This is a genomic window from Jiangella anatolica, assembly GCF_003236295.1.
Lineage (GTDB): Bacteria > Actinomycetota > Actinomycetes > Jiangellales > Jiangellaceae > Jiangella > Jiangella anatolica.
Window position 1 is genome coordinate 24,396 of the sequence record NZ_POTW01000043.1, and the last position, 18,021, is coordinate 42,416.

The 18,021-nt window shown below is 72.2% G+C and carries 12 protein-coding genes; 9 read left to right on the forward strand and 3 right to left on the reverse strand.

Annotation, left to right across the window (positions count from 1 at the left end; translation table 11 throughout):
* Positions 1-33 precede the first annotated feature (33 nt).
* From C1I92_RS17890 to C1I92_RS17900, 3 genes are read left to right on the forward strand one after another with little or no spacing between them, the layout of a single operon-like run.
* Positions 34-1,230: a thiolase family protein gene (locus C1I92_RS17890; protein WP_111256013.1), complete on the forward strand. Its 1,197-nt coding sequence runs from the start codon at positions 34-36 to the stop codon at positions 1,228-1,230.
* Positions 1,227-1,922 (forward strand): 3-oxoacid CoA-transferase subunit A, encoded by a 696-nt coding sequence (locus C1I92_RS17895; protein WP_111256014.1) that lies wholly within the window; start codon positions 1,227-1,229, stop codon positions 1,920-1,922. Before C1I92_RS17890 ends, C1I92_RS17895 begins: the two co-directional genes overlap by 4 nt.
* Positions 1,919-2,557, forward strand: coding sequence for a 3-oxoacid CoA-transferase subunit B (locus C1I92_RS17900; protein WP_111256015.1), 639 nt, complete (start codon positions 1,919-1,921; stop codon positions 2,555-2,557). Before C1I92_RS17895 ends, C1I92_RS17900 begins: the two co-directional genes overlap by 4 nt.
* Here the strand turns inward: C1I92_RS17900 and C1I92_RS17905 are convergent.
* The 3 genes from C1I92_RS17905 to C1I92_RS17915 are packed head-to-tail and all read right to left on the reverse strand — an operon-like array spanning position 2,547 to position 8,808.
* Positions 2,547-5,216 carry a tetratricopeptide repeat protein gene (locus C1I92_RS17905; RefSeq protein ID WP_111256016.1) on the reverse strand — a complete coding sequence of 890 codons (2,670 nt, stop codon included), beginning with the start codon at positions 5,214-5,216 and terminating at the stop codon, positions 2,547-2,549. The two genes, C1I92_RS17900 and C1I92_RS17905, sit on opposite strands and share 11 nt — an antisense overlap.
* On the reverse strand, positions 5,213-6,982 hold the full coding sequence (locus C1I92_RS17910) for an HSP90 family protein (protein ID WP_111256017.1): 1,770 nt from the start codon (positions 6,980-6,982) through the stop codon (positions 5,213-5,215). The genes C1I92_RS17905 and C1I92_RS17910 overlap by 4 nt, the downstream gene beginning before the upstream one ends.
* A 14-nt stretch (positions 6,983-6,996) precedes the next feature.
* Entirely contained in the window at positions 6,997-8,808 is a 1,812-nt protein-coding gene (locus C1I92_RS17915) for a DUF8034 domain-containing protein (RefSeq protein WP_111256018.1), read from the reverse strand.
* Between the two features lie 95 nt (positions 8,809-8,903).
* Here C1I92_RS17915 and C1I92_RS17920 point away from each other — a divergent pair, with 95 nt between their 5' ends.
* The 6 genes from C1I92_RS17920 (at position 8,904) to C1I92_RS17945 (ending at position 18,020) form a co-directional block, all read left to right on the forward strand.
* Entirely contained in the window at positions 8,904-9,665 is a 762-nt protein-coding gene (locus C1I92_RS17920) for an IclR family transcriptional regulator (protein ID WP_158564189.1), read from the forward strand.
* Between the two features lie 105 nt (positions 9,666-9,770).
* Positions 9,771-14,006 (forward strand): Ig-like domain-containing protein, encoded by a 4,236-nt coding sequence (locus C1I92_RS17925; protein WP_111256020.1) that lies wholly within the window; start codon positions 9,771-9,773, stop codon positions 14,004-14,006.
* Between the two features lie 25 nt (positions 14,007-14,031).
* A complete protein-coding gene (locus tag C1I92_RS17930; RefSeq protein WP_111256021.1) occupies positions 14,032-15,342 on the forward strand; it encodes an ABC transporter substrate-binding protein in 1,311 nt (436 codons plus the stop codon).
* Positions 15,343-15,347: 5 nt separating this feature from the next.
* Positions 15,348-16,301, forward strand: a complete 954-nt coding sequence (locus C1I92_RS17935) for a carbohydrate ABC transporter permease (RefSeq protein ID WP_111256022.1) — start codon at positions 15,348-15,350, stop codon at positions 16,299-16,301.
* On the forward strand, positions 16,288-17,139 hold the full coding sequence (locus C1I92_RS17940) for a carbohydrate ABC transporter permease (RefSeq protein WP_111256023.1): 852 nt from the start codon (positions 16,288-16,290) through the stop codon (positions 17,137-17,139). Before C1I92_RS17935 ends, C1I92_RS17940 begins: the two co-directional genes overlap by 14 nt.
* On the forward strand, positions 17,136-18,020 hold the full coding sequence (locus tag C1I92_RS17945; RefSeq protein WP_111256024.1) for a DUF6772 family protein: 885 nt from the start codon (positions 17,136-17,138) through the stop codon (positions 18,018-18,020). The genes C1I92_RS17940 and C1I92_RS17945 overlap by 4 nt, the downstream gene beginning before the upstream one ends.
* The last annotated feature ends 1 nt before the right edge of the window (position 18,021 follow it).

Consider the following 18,021-nt stretch of genomic DNA (forward strand, 5'->3'; position numbering starts at 1 on the left):
TCTTACGGCCAGCGGATTACCCTCTGGCGCGTGATGAGCTTCGTCTACGCGGCGGTGCGCACGCCGTTCGGCCGGTTCGGCGGCGCGCTGGCGGGGGTGCGGCCCGACGACCTGGCCGCCGGCGTCATGCGCGCGGTGCTGGCGCGGGCGCCGGGCCTGGATCCGGGCGCGATCGACGAGGTCGTGTGGGGCAACGCCAACGGCGCGGGCGAGGAGAACCGCAACGTCGGCCGGATGGCGGCGCTGCTGGCGGGGCTGCCGGTCTCGGTGCCCGGCACGACGGTGAACCGGCTCTGCGGCTCGTCGCTGGACGCGGCGATGATCGCCTCGCGCGCGATCGAGACCGGCGACGCCGAGATCGCGCTCACCGGCGGGGTGGAGTCGATGACGCGGGCGCCGTGGGTGCTGCCCAAGCCCGGGCGCGCGTTCGCGCCGGGCGACGTCACCGCGGTCTCGACGACGTTGGGCTGGCGACTGGTCAACCCGCGGATGCCGGCGGAGTGGACCGTCAGCCTCGGCGAGGCGAACGAGCAGCTGGGCGAGCGGTACGGCGTCGGCAGGGAGCGGCAGGACGAGTTCGCGCTGCGTTCGCACCAGCTGGCGGCGGCGGCCTGGGACGACGGCTTCTACGACGACCTCGTCGTGCCCGTCGACGGCGTCGACCTCGGGCGGGACGAGGGCATCCGGCCCGGGTCCACGCTCGAGGTGCTGGCCGGGCTGACCCCGAGCTTCCGCGCCGGCGGCACGATCACCGCGGGCAACGCGTCACCGCTGAACGACGGCGCCTCCGCCGTGCTGCTCGGGTCCGAGCGGGCGGCCGCGGCCATCGGGCTGGAGCCGCTGGCGCGCGTCGCCGGCCGCGGCGCGTGTGCCGTCGAGCCGCAGTCGTTCGGCTACGCGCCGGTCGAGGCGGCCGCGATCGCGCTGCGCCGGGCCGGCATCGGCTGGGACCAGGTGGGCGCTGTGGAGCTGAACGAGGCGTACGCGGTGCAGTCCCTGGTCTGCGTCGACGCCTGGCTGCGACACGGACTGGCCGACGCCGGGATCGTCAACACCAGGGGCGGTGCGATCGCCATCGGCCATCCGCTCGGCGCGTCCGGCGGGCGCATCCTCGCCACGCTGGCCGCGGTGCTGCGCGAGCGCCGCGAGCGCTGGGGCGTGGCCGCGATCTGCATCGGCGTCGGGCAGGGCCTGGCCGTCGTGCTGGAGAACACCGAGGTGGCGCCGTGAGCCGCACCCGGGTGCTGGACACCGTCGACGAGGCGGTCGCGGGCGTCGAGGACGGCGCGACCGTGCTGGTGGGCGGGTTCGGCCTGGCCGGCATGCCGTTCGACCTCATCGACGGGCTGATCCGGCAGGGCGCCGGCGACCTCACCGTCGTCTCCAACAACGCCGGCAACGGCGACGTCGGCCTGGCCGCGCTGCTGCGGGCCGGCCGGGTGCGCAAGGTGGTCTGCTCCTTCCCCCGTCAGGTCGACTCCTACGTGTTCGACGAGCTGTACCGGGCCGGGAAGGTCGAGCTCGGGGTCGTGCCGCAGGGCAACCTGGCCGAGCGGCTACGCGCGGCCGGTGCCGGCATCGGCGCGTTCTACACGCCCACCGGCGCCGGCACGCCGCTGGCCGTGGGCAAGGAGACGCGGGTCATCGACGGCCGCGAACACCTGCTGGAGTACCCGCTCAAGGGCGACGTCGCGCTCATCGCCGCCCATCGCGCGGACGTGCTCGGCAACCTCGTCTACCGCAAGACCGCCCGCAACTTCGGCCCCGTCATGGCCACCGCCGCCACCACGACGATCGTCCAGGTCGGCGACGTCGTCCCGGCCGGCGCGCTGGACCCGGAGGCGGTCGTCACCCCCGGCATCTACGTCGACCGGGTCGTCCGGGTCGACGCCCGGCGCTACACCGTCGAGGGAGCACGATGAGCCTGACACCGGACGAGCTGGCGGCCCGGGTCGCCCGCGACATCCCCGCCGGCGCCTATGTCAACCTCGGCATCGGCCAGCCCACCAAGGTCGCCGACCACCTGCCCGCCGACCTCGGCGTCGTGCTGCACACCGAGAACGGGATGCTCGGCATGGGCCCGGCCGCCACCGGCGACGACGTCGACCCCGACCTCACCAACGCCGGCAAGGTCCCGGTGACCGAGCTGCCCGGCGCGGCCTACTTCCACCACGCCGACTCCTTCGCCATGATGCGCGGCGGTCACCTCGACGTCTGCGTCCTGGGCGCCTTCCAGGTCTCCCAGCACGGCGACCTCGCCAACTGGCACACCGGCGCGCCCGACGCCATCCCCGCCGTCGGTGGCGCCATGGACCTCGCCATCGGGGCCAAGCAGGTGTTCGTGATGATGACGCTGTTCACCAAGTCAGGCGAGCCCAAGCTGGTCCCGTCCTGCGGCTACCCCCTCACCGCCGTGGCCTGCGTCAGCCGCGTCTACACCGACCACGGCGTCTTCGCCGTCGGCCGGGACGGGGTCACCGTCCTGGAGACCTTCGGCACCACGGTCGGCGAGCTGTCCGCCCGGCTGGACGTCGAGCTGACCGTTCTCACTCGGTGAGGCGGGACTCCAGGGTCGCGGCCTCGTGGGTCCGACCCTGGGCGTTCAGGCGGTCGACCAGGAGCCAGCCGGCCCGGTACCAGAGGTCGTGGCCCTCAGGGAGGCTGGTGAACAGCTGCTCGACCTGCTTCTCGTCGGTGCTGCCGTGCTCGGCGATCAGGAGGCGGGCGCTGGCGTGCATGTCGTCGTGCCCGCCGCGTTCGTAGAGCTCCGCGGCCCGCGTCGCATGCCGCACGGCTGCGTCGGTCTCGCCTCGCCGGAGGGCGATCATCGCGAGATCCCACTCGACGCCGGCGGTCTGGAAGAGGACGAGTGGATCCGCGGACGGGAGTGCGTCGAGCACCAGGCGGACGCGTTCGAGCAGCTCCAATGCCTGGTCGACGTTGCCGAGGTACGCGGCCGACTGCCCTGCCAGGCGGACGGCCTGCACCTGGTCGACGGGCTGTTCGGCGGCCACATAGAACGACGCCGCCGCGAGGAAGGAGTCGACGGCCGCCTCGTCGCGATCGAGCTGCTGCAGCAGCAGACCCTCATCCTGCCGAACCATGCCCAGCCAGGCCGGATGCGCCTCAGGTGGCGCCGCGGCCAGCAGCTCCCGCACCTTGGTCAGCGCGGACTCGCGCTCGCCCAGGGCGCGGTAGGCGTTGAGAAGCAGGCCGCGCACGTCCTCCAGCGGATCGGCGAGGCCGGGGGTGCGATCCAGGACGGTCAGCGCTTCCTCACCGGTCTCGGCCGCCTCCAGAGTGCGCCCGGTCATCAGGTACGCCCGGGCCAGCTCCACCCGGCACAGTGCGACGTGCACCTCGGCACCTGGCGTCCCCGCCGCCAGCGCGACCGCCTCGATCAGATCGTCGACCGCCTCGGCCGGACGCTCCAGCCGTACCCGGAGCCATCCGCGCTGCTTGTAGGCAGCGGATCGCTGCGGAGCGTCGGAGCTGCCGAGGCCGGCCGTCGCGGCGGCCTCCGCCTCCTCGAGGCGACCCAGCTGCGCCAGCATGTCGCACTCGGCGATCACGGCGGCCGAACGGAGATCGTCGTCGACGTCAGTGCGCCGGCGGAGCTCGGTCAGCTCGCCGAGGGCGTCCTCGGGCCGGCCTGCCTGCGCGTACATGATCGCCAGAGAGTACTGCCAGTACGCACGGCGCCGGGGCTCGTCGTTGGCCAGCAGCCAGTGCGCCGGCTCCTCGGCCGTCGCGAGGCCTTCGTCGACCTGACCGCCGGCGCACAGCACGCGGCCGATGCGCGCTCGGTCGCGCCGCGCGCGGACCTCCTCGCCCGAGGCGGCGTACAGCTCGAGCGCCTCGCGCCAGGCCTCCTGAGCAACCTCCGGGTCGTTCTGTGCCATCAGGCCGCGACCATCCAGCACGCGGGCCCGGTCGACCGGCGTCCAATCGCTCTCCGCCACCTCCTGTTCGAACCCCTGCCATGCGGCGGCGGCCTCTTCGTATGCACCCCGGTGCCACGCGTCCTCCGCCCGGTCCAGCCAGCCGCGCCCGGCCGGCGTCGCCGGCTCGGCCTCCTCCGCCGCCACCGTCACGGGCGCGGGCGGCGGGCTCGCCTGCTGGTGCAGCCGAGCCCGCCGCGCGGTCTCCGACAACGGCAGGTAGTCCAGCCACGGCTCGGCCGTCAGCATCGCCCGGATCACATCGCTGGTGTGCGTAGTCCGGTTGCGCTCGTCGAACTGCGCGGCCAGCTCCAGCGCACGTCCGGCCAGCCGCTCGCCCAGCTCTGCCGCCAGCACAGGCGCGGCTTTCGGCTGCCGGATCGCCAGGTCGCCCGCGCGGCCGAGGGCGTGGGCGGCCGCCGCCGCGAACATCATCTCCGCGTGCGGCGAGGACGGGTCGGCGGTCTCGCCGAGGTGCCGCTCGATCAGCTCGACGGCCTTGACCTCGTTGCCGGTCCGGGCCAGGAACATGATGTGGTCCGCGTGCTCCCGCAGCCGCCCGGCCCGGCCGCGCAGGATCCGGTAGGCCTTCCGGTGCGCGTCGACCGCCTCGGCCTGCATGCCTTCGGCCACGTAAGCGGGCAGCAACGCGGTCAGCAGCTCTTGGGGTTGTTCCTCACAGGTGTACTGCCCGTCCAGCACGTTCAAGCCCAGCGCGACGGCGTCCGCCGTCCGGCCGGCGCTGGTCAGGTGGTGCACCTTGGACGTGGGGTCACAGCCGGCGCAATCGGACAGGCCGTCGCGGGGTGCGGTGGACCAGAGCCGGAACTGCTCGGCCGCCGCTTGGACGTCACCGATGTGATGCGCGACCAGCCACCGGTGCTGGTGCACGGCATGCATGCTGTGGCCGCCGGCCCGCCACCGCCGCTCCATGTCGTCGAGCACCGCGTACGTCCGGTCCAGCGGGACTTCGGGGAACTTGGTCATGGTGCTGGGCGCGTACTTGAAGCACCAATGGAACTTGTGCGAGTGGCGCTGATACCTGCCCGGGTCGGCGTCCCAGTCCGCCACGCACCGCGCGAACGGCACCAGCGACTTGCGCGGCTCGCCGCCCAGCACATACGCCGTCACCAGCGACAGCCGGCTGTAGAACGCGAGGTCGTCCTCGCCCGCCGCATCGGCGCGGCGCACGACGTCCTCGAGCAGGGCAGACCGCGCCTTCCCGTACGGCGCGTTCTCGGCCTGCCGAAGCCGGTCGACCAGTTCCTCGTTCATCGGGCCGGGTCCTCCTGAGTGGGGACGGCCTGATCCAGCAGGCCGAGGAAGGAGCGGTTCACCAGTGCGGAGTCGGCCGGGCTGATCGGGTGGTAGCCGAGCATCAACGCGTGCCCGTACAGGCCTTCCACCGCGATCCGCGTGAGCTCTCGGTCGCCCAGCGTCGCCATCCGCCGGACGAGCGGACTGCGGTGGTTCAGCACCAGCTGCGGGCGGCTGTCGTCGTGCGTGTCGAGTGCGCCGAGCACTTCGGACCAGAGTGCGTCGGCACGGTCCTTGGTCGCTCTGAGCTCGCTCGCGAACTGAGCGGACCGGTCGACGAGGTAGAGCGCGGGCAGACTGGCCGGCTCGAAGGCGCGGACCACCACCTCGCAGCCGACCGGATCCAGCGCGGCCTGGGCGAGCTGGACGAACGGGCGGAGCCGCAGCTCGGTGTCCGGGTCGAGACTGTCGAAGCTGGTGCTCAGCTCGGTCGGGTCGAACCTCATCGTGGTGAGGCCGGGCACCACCTCGGGCAGCCGTTCGAGCAGCTCGCTGTCGTAGGTGTAGCCCGCGTTCACGACCGTGATCTGCTGGGCGCCGGCGACCGCGGCCAACTGGCGGAACTCCTCGGTCGTGGCGACATAGCGGATCACCCCCGAACGCTCCCGCAGTTCGGCAGTCGTCATGCGGCCGTTGTTGGTCTCGAACCGCAGCCAGCGATGGACCAGCCGCAGCATCTCGTCGTCGTGCAGTGCCAGGGCCTTCACCCCGAGGTGGTGGATGCCGATGAACTTGTCGAGCCTGGCGGGGTTCGTGGTTCCGAGCCGGACCAGCCAGCCGCGCAACTGCTCACCCAGCGCGTCCCGGGTGGCGTCGAGGGCGCCGTCATCGAAGAGCGCCTCGCGGCTCGCGGTCGGCCTCAGCTCCGAGGTGTCGATGACCGCGCGGACGAAGAACGCCCAGTCGGGCAGCAGCCCTTCGACGTTCTCGGCGAGCAGCATGCGCTTCAGGTACACGCGGTGCGTGGCGCGCTCGGCCGGGTTGGCGGCGAACGGCAGCACGAAGGCCACGCCGGTGAGCCCGGCGGCCGGGTTGCTCAGGTGGATCACGTCGAACGGCGTGAACCCGAGCTCGTCCTGGGCGTAGCCGACCAGGTCCGCACGTTGGGCGCCGCCGGCGCCCTCCCACGGCGCCGTGCCATCGGTGACCCGCCCGCCGTCGACGCGGATCTCGATCGGCAGGAGCGCGCCGAAGAGCCGGATCAGCTCGACGACGGTGGCCCGCTGGTACCACTGCTCGGCGCCCCGCCGGGCTTTGAGCGTCACTGTGGTGCCGACCTCGGCACGGTCCGCGGTCGCCGCAACCGTGTAGCGGCCGTCCGCCGCACCGATCCAGCGGGTGGCCGGGCCGCCGTCGGGCCGGGTGACGACCTCGACCTCGTCGGCGACCATGAACGCGGACAGCAGGCCGATCCCGAACTGGCCGATGAACTCGGTCCGGGCGAACCCGATCTCGTCGCGCTTGGAGCTCCGCCCGATCGTCGCCAGCAGCTCCCGCACCTCGTCCGGCCGCAGCCCGATCCCGGTGTCGGCGATGCTCAGGGCGTCGTCCGCCGTCCGCATGTCGATCCGCCGCGGCGCCTCGGGATCCTGGGCCTGCCGGGCGGTGATCGCGTCGACGGCGTTCTGCAGCAGCTCGCGCAGATACACGCGCGGACTGCTGTACAAGTGGTTGCTCAGCAGGTCGACGATCCCCTGTAAGTCGACCTGGAAGTTCTCACTCACCCCGGCAACCTATGTCATCCCGATGTGTCGCGGGTGTCCTCATCCGTCGCGATCGGCCGCAGCGGCATGCGTGTGGTGGTGAGGTCCAGGTCGACCGTGCTGGCGGGGGAGAGTTCGACGGCGAAGCGGGCCGTGCCGACGGGCGTCGTCGCCGCGGCGGTGCGCACCGACTCGATCCGGAACTCGCCGAACGCGCCGCCCTGGACGATGACCTCGCGAGGCTGCGCCGGGTGGAGGTTGACCAGGCGCACGCTCACGCCGTCGGCGGCGACGCGGTGGACCAGCGCCGCGACGTCCGGCGGCAGCCCGGGCCGGCCCTCGGTGAAGTACCGCAGCCGGGTGTGCAGCAGCCCGCCGTTGTAGATCGGCGCGGGCCCGCCGAGGGTCAGCTGGACCAGGGCCTCGGTGCTGACCGGGTTCATCCGCTGCCAGTGGTGCAGGTCGTAGGTCAGTGGGTCGGCGTCGTCGGCCTGGACCGCCGACGTCTGGGCGGCGACGTGCGCCAGCGCGGCCGCGGCCGCCCGAGCCGGGTAGTCCGGGTTGGCGCCGCTCAGGTAGTGCAGCCAGGGCCGGGTGCCGGCGTCGCGGAACCGGCCCGGCTCGGACGGGACCGCCGTCCAGTCGTCGGGGTCGCCGGTCTCGAGCTCGTCGAGCAGGGCCCGGTCGGCGGGGTCGCCGGACAGGTGCCAGAGCGCCAGGGCGAACCGCGGCGGCAGCGGCTTGAAGTCGAACCAGCCGGAGGCGTCGTGGCGGTGCGGCACCACCAGCCGTCCGTCGTCGACCCGGCCCAGCTCCAGCATCCGGCGCAGCAGCGTCCGGGGCAGGTCGAGGTACCCGTCGTCGGCGGTGAGTAGGTACGCCGACGAGGCGGCCACCAGCACCGCGCTCGCGATCGGCTCCAGCCCGTGCGGCCACGACCAGCCGTAGTGCCCGCCGTACCAGCGGCTGTCCAAGTACTCGCCGACCGCGCCGGACAGCCCGACGTTGTCCGGGATCAGCCCGCCGTTGGCGGCGGCCCGCTCCCGCCAGGCGTCGACGTAGCCGAGCACCCAGTCGCGCAGGCCCGGCTCGCCCGTGGTGGCGTAGGCGAGCGTGACCAGCCCGGTCGAGGTGAGGTTGACGGCGGTGTCGCCGCGCGCCATGCGCTCGTGCATCGCCTGGCCCATGCGCCGGGCGTTGGCCGGGTCCTTCAGATCGGTGAACGCGGTGATCCCGGGCAGATCGCGGAACGGCAGCCCGTACGGCTCGTGCCGAGCGCTCCACTCGTAGACGTTCTCGTCGTCGGTGAACGGGTGGGAGTAGCGGTACGGGCCGAAGCGTGGGCCGCCGCTGCCGGTGTGCGCCGCGCGGATGATCCGGTGGACGGGGTCGTAGTTGCCGTGCGCAGGGTCGGTGTAGAGGCCGGCGAACCGGGCGACCCGGTCGCGCCAGGCCGCCGGGTCGGCGAGGCACAGGTGGTGGAGCAGCAGGTTGCCCTCGCCCTGGTGGAACCAGTCGTAGCCGCGCTCGTACTCGTGCAGCGCCTGTCCGTACCGGGTGAACTGCGCGGTGACGCCGGACCAGACCCGCGCCGACGTCGCCAGCAGCGAGTCGTCCGCGCCCAGCAGGTAGGCCAGCGGCCAGTCGTAGACGGACTCGTAGCCGTCGTCGAGGCCGTCCCGGCCGGGCAGCGCGTCGCGCCAGATCAGGCTGCCGTCGGACGCCAGGTACGTGGCCGCGAAGATCGCGGCCGCCGGTCGGAGGTCGTCGAGCAGCCGCCGTTGCTGGACCGCCCAGGACGGCGGGCTCCCGAGCGGCGCCGTCATGCCGCGGAGGCGGGTCACCATGGCCGGGACTCTAGAGTGACCCAGATGACCTCGTCAACATGCTGAGAGGCTGTCAACATGTCGACAAGCCTTCGCTCCGTCACTATGCTGACGCGATGTCGACCTGGACAAGTGTGTCGCCCGCACCCGCGGTCCTGCGGGCCGGTGCGGCGTTGGACATCATCGCCGCGGCCGGCCGGCGGCCGGTGCGACTGCCGGAGATCGCCGCGGGCCTGGGCATCGCCCGTTCCTCCGCCGCCAACGTCTGTGCCGCCCTCGCCGAGATCGGCCTGATCAAGGAGGTCGACCGCGGCTTCGTGCTCGGGCACAAGCTCGTCGAGCTCAGCGGCTACTACCTGGCGGCCTTCGACCCGATCCAGCGGTTCAACGACTACTGCCGCATGCACGAGGAGGTGCACTCCTACACGCTGCACCTCGCCACGCTCGAGGGACTGAACTCGATGAACGTGGCGCGCAGCTACGGCACCGACTCCGTCGCGGTCGCGCCGCGCGTGGGGCAGCACCTTCCGGCCAACTGCACGGCCATCGGCAAGATCATGCTGGCCCAGTTCGACGACGACGAGGTGCGGCGCCGGGTCGAGGCGGCCGTGCCGCTCCAGGCGATGACGGTGCACAGCAAGACCGACGTCGACGAGGTGCTGGCCGACATCCGCGCCACGCGCGAGCGCGGCTACGCCGTCAACGACGAGGAGACCTACCTCGGCGTCTACGGCGTCGCGGTCGCCGTCACCGATCTCGCCCCAGGTGAGGGGCCCTACGGGGTGAGCTGCTCGACGCTCAAGGCGTCGATGGACTCCAGTCAGCGCGACGCGATGCTCAAGCTGCTCCGCGACGTGGCGAGCGCGACGGCGGGCTGACGACCTCGATTCTGTCAGTATATTGACAGAAGGTCGACCTATTGACTCCTTAGTTGGTTGCCTCTACTTTTCGAGGACCCCGACGGAAACGAAGGAGTCTCCGGAATGGTCCGTAGATCGCGTCGCGAACTGCTCCGCGACCTGGGCGCCGTAGGCGTCGGGTCGGGCGTTCTCTCCGTGCTCCCGGCCGGTTTCGCCTCGGCCCTGACGCCCGCCCGCAACGACGCCGCCGATCACGTCTACGTCTCGCTCCAGGGCGACGACCGCTGGTCCGGCCGGCTCGCCGACCCGGCGCCCGGCGGCGACGACGGCCCGCTGCGCACGCTGGGCGGGGCGCGTGACGCCGTGCGCCGGCTGAAGGCCCAGGGCGGCCTCACCCGCCCGGTCGACGTCGTCGTCCGCGGCGGTGTTTACCACCTGGCCGAGACGCTGCTGCTCACGCCCGAGGACTCCGGCACCGAGGAGTGCCCGATCGTCTGGCGGGCGGCCGACGGCGAGCACGTCGTCATCTCCGGCGGCCGGCCCGTCGAAGGCCCCTGGACCCGGGGGAGCGACGGCGTCTGGTCCACCTCGATCCCCGCGGGCTGGTCGTTCCGGACGCTGTTCGCCGACGGCCGGCGCGAGACGCTGGCCCGCTACCCGAACCCCGACCCCGACGACCCCGGCCGCGGCTACCTCTACCACGGCGGCCAGAACCCGAACCTCATCCTGGCCGGGCTGGCCCGCGGCGGCGACTTCGTCGAGTACCGGTTCGACGTGACGATCGCGGCGACGTACGACCTGTGGATCGGGGTCGCCACCGTCGAGACGAACAACCAGGACTTCCTCGCGGTCACCGTCGACGGCGAGCCCGTCGCGCTGTCGGTCATCGACGGCAGCGGCGGCTACCGCGCCATCCGCTACAGCCGCGCCGGCGCCGGCATCGCGTTGCAGCCGGGCGAGCACCGGATCCGCATCGAGAGCACCACTCCGCCCGGCGGCGACCACCGGGTCCACCTCGACGCGCTGGTGTTCACCGACAACCCCGACGTGGCCGCGGCCGGGCCGGGCCTCACGCCCGTCGCGCCCGGCGAGCACCGCGTGGTCGTCCAGGCGGAGGACGAGGACGCCCGGGTGGCGGGCTACAGCTCCATCCGGTTCCAGCGGTTCATCGTGTCCAGCGTCCCCGCCACGGCCACCGACCTGCACGCCGACCCGGCGCTGGTCAAGGCCGCCTGGAAGGACGACCCGGAGGCGCTGGCCGACGTCGTCACCGTGCTGCAGTACTGGAACGAGCTGGCGCCGATCACCGCCATCGACGCGGAGCGGGGCATCGTCTCCGTCGACCGGCCGGCCGCTCCCGGCGCGCTGCAGGCCGGCAACTACTTCTTCGTCTCCGGCGTGCGGTCCGAGCTGGACACGCCGGGGGAGTTCTACGTCGACAGCGCGGCGGGCCGTCTGGACTACCTGCCGCGCGACGGCGCCGACCCGAACGCGTCGACGTTCGTCGCGCCGGTCCTGGACCGGCTCGTCACGCTCCGCGGCGACGCCGTCGGCGACGCCCGGGTCGAGTGGGTGACGTTCCGCGGCCTCACGTTCAGCCACACCCGCGGCAGCCTCAGGTACCTCTCGGACCGGTCGCCGACCGACGCGGCCATCCAGCTCGACTGCGCCTGGCACTGCACCATCGAGGACTGCCACATCACCGGCGTCGACGGCAACGGCCTCTGGCTGCACCTGGACAGCTGCGAGAACGTCGTCCAGCGCAACGAGATCGACGACATCGGCATCGGCGGCGTCCTGCTCAGCGGCCCGGTGCTCGACTACCTCGACCTCGCGCCCGGCATGACCCTCGACCCGCGCCCCGAGGTGCAGGGATACGCCCCGCTGCGCAACGCGTTCCTGCGCAACCACATCCACCACGGCGGCAAGGTGCGCATCCTCGCGGCCGGGTTCAACCTGGGCAGCCGGCCGGCGTCGACGGCGTACGCCGCGGGCAACCTCATCGCGTTCAACGACGTCCACGACATGACCCGCCAGGGCCTGTTCGGCTTCCGCCACCAGGGCGGGAACGTCATCGCCTACAACCGGTTCACCGACGTCGTCACCGCGTCCGCCGACACCGGCGCGATCAACCTCGCGGTCATGACGAACCTGGTGGCCCCGAACCTCGTGCTGCACAACGTCGTCGACGGCGCCCGCGGGCTGTTCCGGCTGGGCGCCGAGGAGGTGTTCCCGTACGGGTTCGGCCTCTACGCGGACCACTCGTCCAGCCACTTCTGGTTCGAGGACAACGTGGTCGTCGGCGCCTCGTACCCGGCCATGGCCAACGGCGGGCAGTTCAACGGCTACGTCAACAACGTCCTCGCCGATCCCGGGCAGATCTGGTTCACCGACACCGACGGCATCGCCCGCGGCAACCGGATGGACCGCGGCGTCATCGCGAACGTCCGCACCGGCGACGACGTCTCGTATCGGCTCGACGTGCTGCCGCCGTTCCTCGACGACGTGCTGGCCGACCCGCGCGCCGTCGTGGCGAGCGACCGCAACGTCCTGTTCAACGGCGGCCGCCCGGTCGAGGTGGTGCCGCACCGGTCGCTGGCGTCCTGGCAGGAGCACGGCAACGACGAGTCGTCGACGGTCGCGGATCCGCTCTTCGCCGACCCGGCCGGCGGCGACTACCGGCTGCGGCCGTCCTCGCCCGCCCTCGCGCTGGGGTTCCGGCCCATCGACACGGCGAACACCGGAGTCGACGGGCAAGCGAAACTGCCGGCGATCCGCACCATGGCGGCCGTCCGGGCCGCGGCGCCGCTGGACCCCGTCGACGCCTCGACCGTGCGGGCCGGGCTCGCGATCGACGACGCCGGCCTCTACCGGGTCTACCTGCGCCGCAACGCCAGCACCACGGCGCCGCAGAAGCTCTCCGTCGTCATCCGGCACGCCCGGGGCGAGAGCCGGATCGTCCTCGACGAGGTCGTCAACGCCGGACGCAACCCGCCGCCCCGCTTCGGCCTGTACGCCGGCACCCACCCGTTCGAGCCGGGCGGCCCGGCGGAGGTGACGGTGCTCCAGCCGGGCACGGCCGCTCCGGTGTTCCCGGCCGAGGTCGTGCTGCTGCGCGTGCCCCGGATGCCGACCGCGGCGGCAGACGTCCTGTGGGAGGCGACGGCGGCGGCCGAGACGCCGAAGCTCGCCGCCGGCCGGACCACCCGGATCCGGGTCGACGCCTGGACCGCCGACGGCCTGCCGTTCCGGACCAGCCTCGGGTCGACGACGTTCAGCAGCGACGCGTCCGGCGTGGCCAGGGTGAACTCCGCCGGCCTCGTCACCGCCGTCGCGCCGGGACTGGCCCACGTCACCGCGACGGTCGGCCACGCCGGCGGCCCGGTGGCCGCGCCGCCCGTGCGCATCGTCGTCGGCGACGTGCTGTGGGAGGTCGCGCTCCGGGCCGAGGACGAACTGCTGCGCGTCGGCGACGGCACCTGGCTCAGCGTGTCCGGCCACACGGACACCGGCGCCGACGCGGACCTCACCGGCGCCGCCATCGCCTACGCCAGCGACCGGCCCGCCGTTGCCACCGTCGACCCCACGTCCGGCGCGGTCACCGCCGTCGCCGAGGGGAGCGCGGTGCTCACCGCCACCGTCACGCAGCACGGCGTCACGCTGACCGCGTCGACGCCGCTGACGGTGGCCGCGCAGGTGACGCCGTTGCTGTCCTACGGCTTCGACGAGTCCGGCACCGAGCCGGCCGCCGACGCCGGCGTCGCGCCGGCGGCGCCCGGCACGCTCGCCGGGGCGGCGCGGCGCACCACCGACACGCCGCGCGGCGCCGGCGCGGCCGTCGACCTCACCGCCGGCGGCGTCGCCTACGTCACGCCCGGGGTGACCGGCTCGGCCAAGGTGAACGCGCTGGCGCAGTTCACCGCGGTGCTCTGGCTGAAGCTGACCGCCGACCCCGCCGTCAACGACCGGATCCTCGGCCGCGGCAGCGCGCTGGACTGGTACGTCCTGGCCGGGTCGACGGCGGACGCGGTCTCGACGCTGCTGCAGGTCGGCCCGCTGGGGCTGCGGCCGCCCGCCTTCGACGCGCGGGAGTGGCAGTTCCTCGCCGTCCTCGGCGACGCCACCGGCCTGCGGGTCTACCGCGGCGACCGGACCGCCGCCGTCGCCGAGATCGGCCGCGTCGCCGGCAACGCCGCGCTGCCGTCCGCGCCGGCCGCCGAGCTGCGGCTGGGCTCCACCACGCTCACCACCGCCGAGCGCACCCCGCCGGCCCGGCTCGACACCTTCCGCATGTACGGGCTGGCGCTGCCGGCCAGCCAGCTGGAACTGCTCCGGCGCGAGGACCTGCGGACCACCTGACCCGACAACGCTCGAGGAGACACCGATGAGAACGACCCGATGGACCCGCACGGCCGCGGCGGCCGCGGCGGCCGCCCTGACGCTCACCGCCTGTAGCGGCGGCGACGACGAGACGGGCACCTCCGAGGGCCCGGTCGAGCTGCGCATGGTCACGTGGACCCCGAACGAGGCGCACCTCGCCATCCTCAACGAGATCGCCGACGAGTTCGTCGCGGCGCACCCGGACGAGGTGTCCTCCGTCGCGATCGAGACCACGCCGGCCGGCGAGAACTACCGGACCGTGGTCACCACCCAGATCTCCGGCGGCGACGCCCCCGACGTGGGCTGGTTGAGCGAGGTCGACGCGCTGGACTTCATCGACCTGGACGGCCTGGTCGACCTCGGGCCGACCGTGCGCGACGACGAGGCCTACGCGTTCGACGACCTCACCCCGAGCGCCATGGAGCTGTGGAGCGACGGCGACGCCGTCTACGGCATCCCGTTCTCCACGTCGCCGGCCGGCGTCTTCTACAACGCCGACATGTTCGCCGCCGCCGGCCTGCCGACGCCGGACCAGATGCTCGCCGACGGCACCTGGACCTGGGAGAACCTGGCCGTGGCCGCCAAGGCCATCAGCGACTCGCAGCAGGTGGCGGGTTTCTACATCGCCCCCTACCTGAACTTCGACCAGAACTGGCAGTTCCTCTCCCACGTGACCTACGCCTACGGCGGGGCGCCGTGGAACGAGGACGGCACCGAGTGCACGTTCGACGACGCCGGCAACGTCGACGCCCTCACGCTGCTGCACGACATGATCTACACCGACGGCTCCTACCCGACGCCGGGTGAGGTCGTCGACTTCGCCGCCGGCAACGCCGCCATGGTCGACACGTTCATCAGCATGGCGAACACGCTGGAGAGCGCGCCGTTCCAGTGGGGCCTGGTCCCGCTGCCGAGCGGGCCGGAGACCTCCGACGGTCAGACCGCGGTGATCGGGCAGTCCGCCGTGGTGGCCTTCGCCGAGGGCGACCACCCCGACCTCGCCGCCGAGTTCGTCGCCTTCATGACCAACGAGGAGAACTCCCGCAAGCTCAGCGAGTTCTTCCCGTCGATCCGGACGCCGCTGATCGACGTCGACACGCTGGCCGCGGCGAACCCCGTCCTCACGCCGGAGCAGCTGCAGTCGGTCGTCGTCGACGGCATCACGCACGGCCGGCTGGCGCCCACGCACGCCGGGATGGGCGACATCCAGACCGAGGGCCGCATCGGCCTGGAGTCGCTGTGGCAGCCCGACGCCGACGTCCAGACGGCCTTGACCGGGGTCTGCGACCGCATCGGCCCCTTGCTGGCCGAGTAGGACACATGACGCAACTGACCGATGTCAGGGCGGCGGCGCCCGGTGGCTCCTCGGGACCACCGGCGCGCAAGCCCTGGCTCACCCAGCCCCGGCGCGAGCTGATCGCGGGCTACCTGTTCACCTCGCCGCAGGTCATCGGCTACTTCGCGGTGGTCGTCGTGCCGATGGTGGCACTGTTCTGGTACAGCTTCCAGGAGTTCAGCGCGCTGTCCGGCCGCAGCGAGTTCGCGGGCACGGAGAACTACCAGCGGCTGCTCGACGACCCGAACCTGCCGACGGTGCTCCGCTCGACGGGGATCTTCGTGATCGGGCTCGTCGCGCTGGGGGTGCCGCTCGCGTTGTTCCTGGCGGTGCTGGTGAACCAGCGGATCCGCGGCATCAGAGTGTTCCGGGCGATCTTCTTCGCGCCGGCGCTGGTCTCGGTCGCCGCCTGGGTCATCGTCTGGCAGTTCATGCTGCTGCCCGACGGCGCCGTCAACGGCCTGCTGCGGATGATCTCCGTCGACGGACCGAACTGGCTGCGCGAGCCGGTGCCCGCGATGGTCTGCGTCATCGTCGTGCAGGCGCTCAAGGGCGTCGGCATCAACATGCTGATCTTCCTGGCCGCGCTGCAGGGGGTGCCGAAGGAGCTGACGGAGGCCGCGCGCGTCGACGGCGCGGGCCGGCTGCGGACGTTCCGCTCGGTGACGCTGCCGATGATCTCGCCGGAGATCCTCATGGTCACGATCCTGATGACGATCGGCTCGCTCAAGGTGTTCGCGCAGGTCCTGCTGCTCACGGAGGGCGGGCCGGGCTACGAGACGACCGTCCTGGCCTACTACATCTACCGGCAGGCCTTCGGCAACGGCGACTTCGGCTACGCCGGCGCGCTGTCGGTGCTGCTGTTCCTGGTGCTCGTGGTGCTCACCGGCGTCATGTGGGTCGCGCGCAAGCGGGTGGTGTTCCATGAGTCGGAGTAGGGTCCTGCAGGCGCTGGCCTCGCGGGCCGGGCTGTACGTCGTGCTGCTGCTCGCGTCGGCGCTGTTCGTCCTGCCCGGGCTGTGGATGGTGACGGCGTCGCTGAACTCCAACGACGCGGTGTTCTCCTATCCGCCGCGGTTCTTCCCCGTGCAGTGGAACTGGGAGAACTACCGGACGGTGTTCGAGGTGCAGCCGTTCGCGCGGCAGTACTTCAACAGTCTCTACATCGCCGTGCTCGCGACCGCCGGCACCGTCCTGGTGTCGACGATGGCCGGCTACGCGCTGGCGCGGTTCCGGTTCCGCGGCCGCAACGGGATCTTCCTGCTGCTCATCAGCGGGATCCTGATCCCCGACGAGGTGACGGTGGTGCCGCTGTATCGCATCGTCAACTCGCTCGGGCTGATCGACACCCACTGGCCGCTGATCGTGCTGCCGATCTTCTCCGGCGGCGGCGTCATCGCGACGTTCGTCATGCGCCAGGCGTTCCTGTCGCTGCCCAAGGAGATGGAGGACGCGGCCCGGCTGGACGGACTGGGCCGCTGGGGCACCTACTGGCGGGTCGCGGTGCCACTGGTGCGCCCGACGGTCGCCGTCGTGGTGATCCTCTCCGTCTACAACAGCTGGAACATGTTCCTCGAACCGTTGATCTTCCTGCGCACGCCGGAGAACTTCACGCTGCCGCTGGTGCTCACCGATATCGAGGACGCCTACGGCACCCAGCTGTGGAACGTGCAGATGGCGGCGACGACGCTGTCCATCCTGGCCGTCCTCGTGGTCTTCGTGGCCGCGCAACGTCATGTGATCGCGGGCCTCACCGCAGGGAGCGTCAAGGGATGACCATCGAACTGGCCAGGTACAACCCGCTACGCCGGGTGCTGTCGTACGACGACTTCGACCGCGGGGTCAACGGGTGGTGCGAGCTGTGCGGCAACCACGACGGCGATCTCGACACCGTCCGGCCGTCGTTCGGCGACCTCCGCCCGCCGCAGCTGTCCACCGTCCCGTTCTTCGACATCGGCTCGCACGGCGCGATGACCGGGACCTACGCGCTGAAGCTGGCCACCCGGCCGCGGGCCGGCCACACCGCCTGCCTCATCAAGCGGCTCACACTGGCCGACGAGGCGCTGGTGCAGTTCGAGACGTACTTCGCCGCCAAGCCCGAGGCGCGGCAGGGCAACGGCGTCTACGCCGACCGCGGCTGGGACGGCAACGAGGACCCGAGCGAGTACGACCTCGGCGCGTTCACGCTCAGCAACGACATCGGCCGGTTCGACGGCAGCCGCTACCACTGCGCGCTGCGCTACCAGAACACCACGGTCGACGGCGAGCTGGTGCAGGGCTGGTACTACAAGACCAGCCTCCAGCCGACCACGAAGATGCAACTGGTCGGCCAGGTCCCGAACGGCGACTTCCACACGCTGTCCGACGACGACTGGCAGCCGGTGCCGGGCGGGCAGGGACCGCTGTGCTTCAACGAGGTGCCCACCAAGGTCAACTGGCACTACCTGCGCTGGCAGGTCGACACCAAGGCCGGCCGGAACGTGGAGCTGCAGGTCAACGACCGGGTGATGGACCTGCGCGACATCGACGTCCCGGTCTACCCGCACCCCTACACCGGCCTGCGCGGGCTGTTCAACCTGCTGCTGGACGTGCGGACGCACCGCGACGTGCGCAATTTCCTGTTTCTCGATTCCTGTGTCATCTCGGCGGACTGGTGAG

Coding starts and splice junctions, on each gene's coding strand:
- C1I92_RS17915 (WP_111256018.1), bottom strand. CDS start 8,808: ATGGTGACCCGCCTCCGCGGCATGACGGCGCCGCTCGGGAGCCCGCCG.
- C1I92_RS17945 (WP_111256024.1), top strand. CDS start 17,136: ATGACCATCGAACTGGCCAGGTACAACCCGCTACGCCGGGTGCTGTCG.
- C1I92_RS17920 (WP_158564189.1), top strand. CDS start 8,904: ATGTCGACCTGGACAAGTGTGTCGCCCGCACCCGCGGTCCTGCGGGCC.
- C1I92_RS17905 (WP_111256016.1), bottom strand. CDS start 5,216: ATGAACGAGGAACTGGTCGACCGGCTTCGGCAGGCCGAGAACGCGCCG.
- C1I92_RS17935 (WP_111256022.1), top strand. CDS start 15,348: ATGACGCAACTGACCGATGTCAGGGCGGCGGCGCCCGGTGGCTCCTCG.
- C1I92_RS17900 (WP_111256015.1), top strand. CDS start 1,919: ATGAGCCTGACACCGGACGAGCTGGCGGCCCGGGTCGCCCGCGACATC.
- C1I92_RS17925 (WP_111256020.1), top strand. CDS start 9,771: ATGGTCCGTAGATCGCGTCGCGAACTGCTCCGCGACCTGGGCGCCGTA.
- C1I92_RS17930 (WP_111256021.1), top strand. CDS start 14,032: ATGAGAACGACCCGATGGACCCGCACGGCCGCGGCGGCCGCGGCGGCC.
- C1I92_RS17890 (WP_111256013.1), top strand. CDS start 34: ATGAGCTTCGTCTACGCGGCGGTGCGCACGCCGTTCGGCCGGTTCGGC.
- C1I92_RS17940 (WP_111256023.1), top strand. CDS start 16,288: ATGAGTCGGAGTAGGGTCCTGCAGGCGCTGGCCTCGCGGGCCGGGCTG.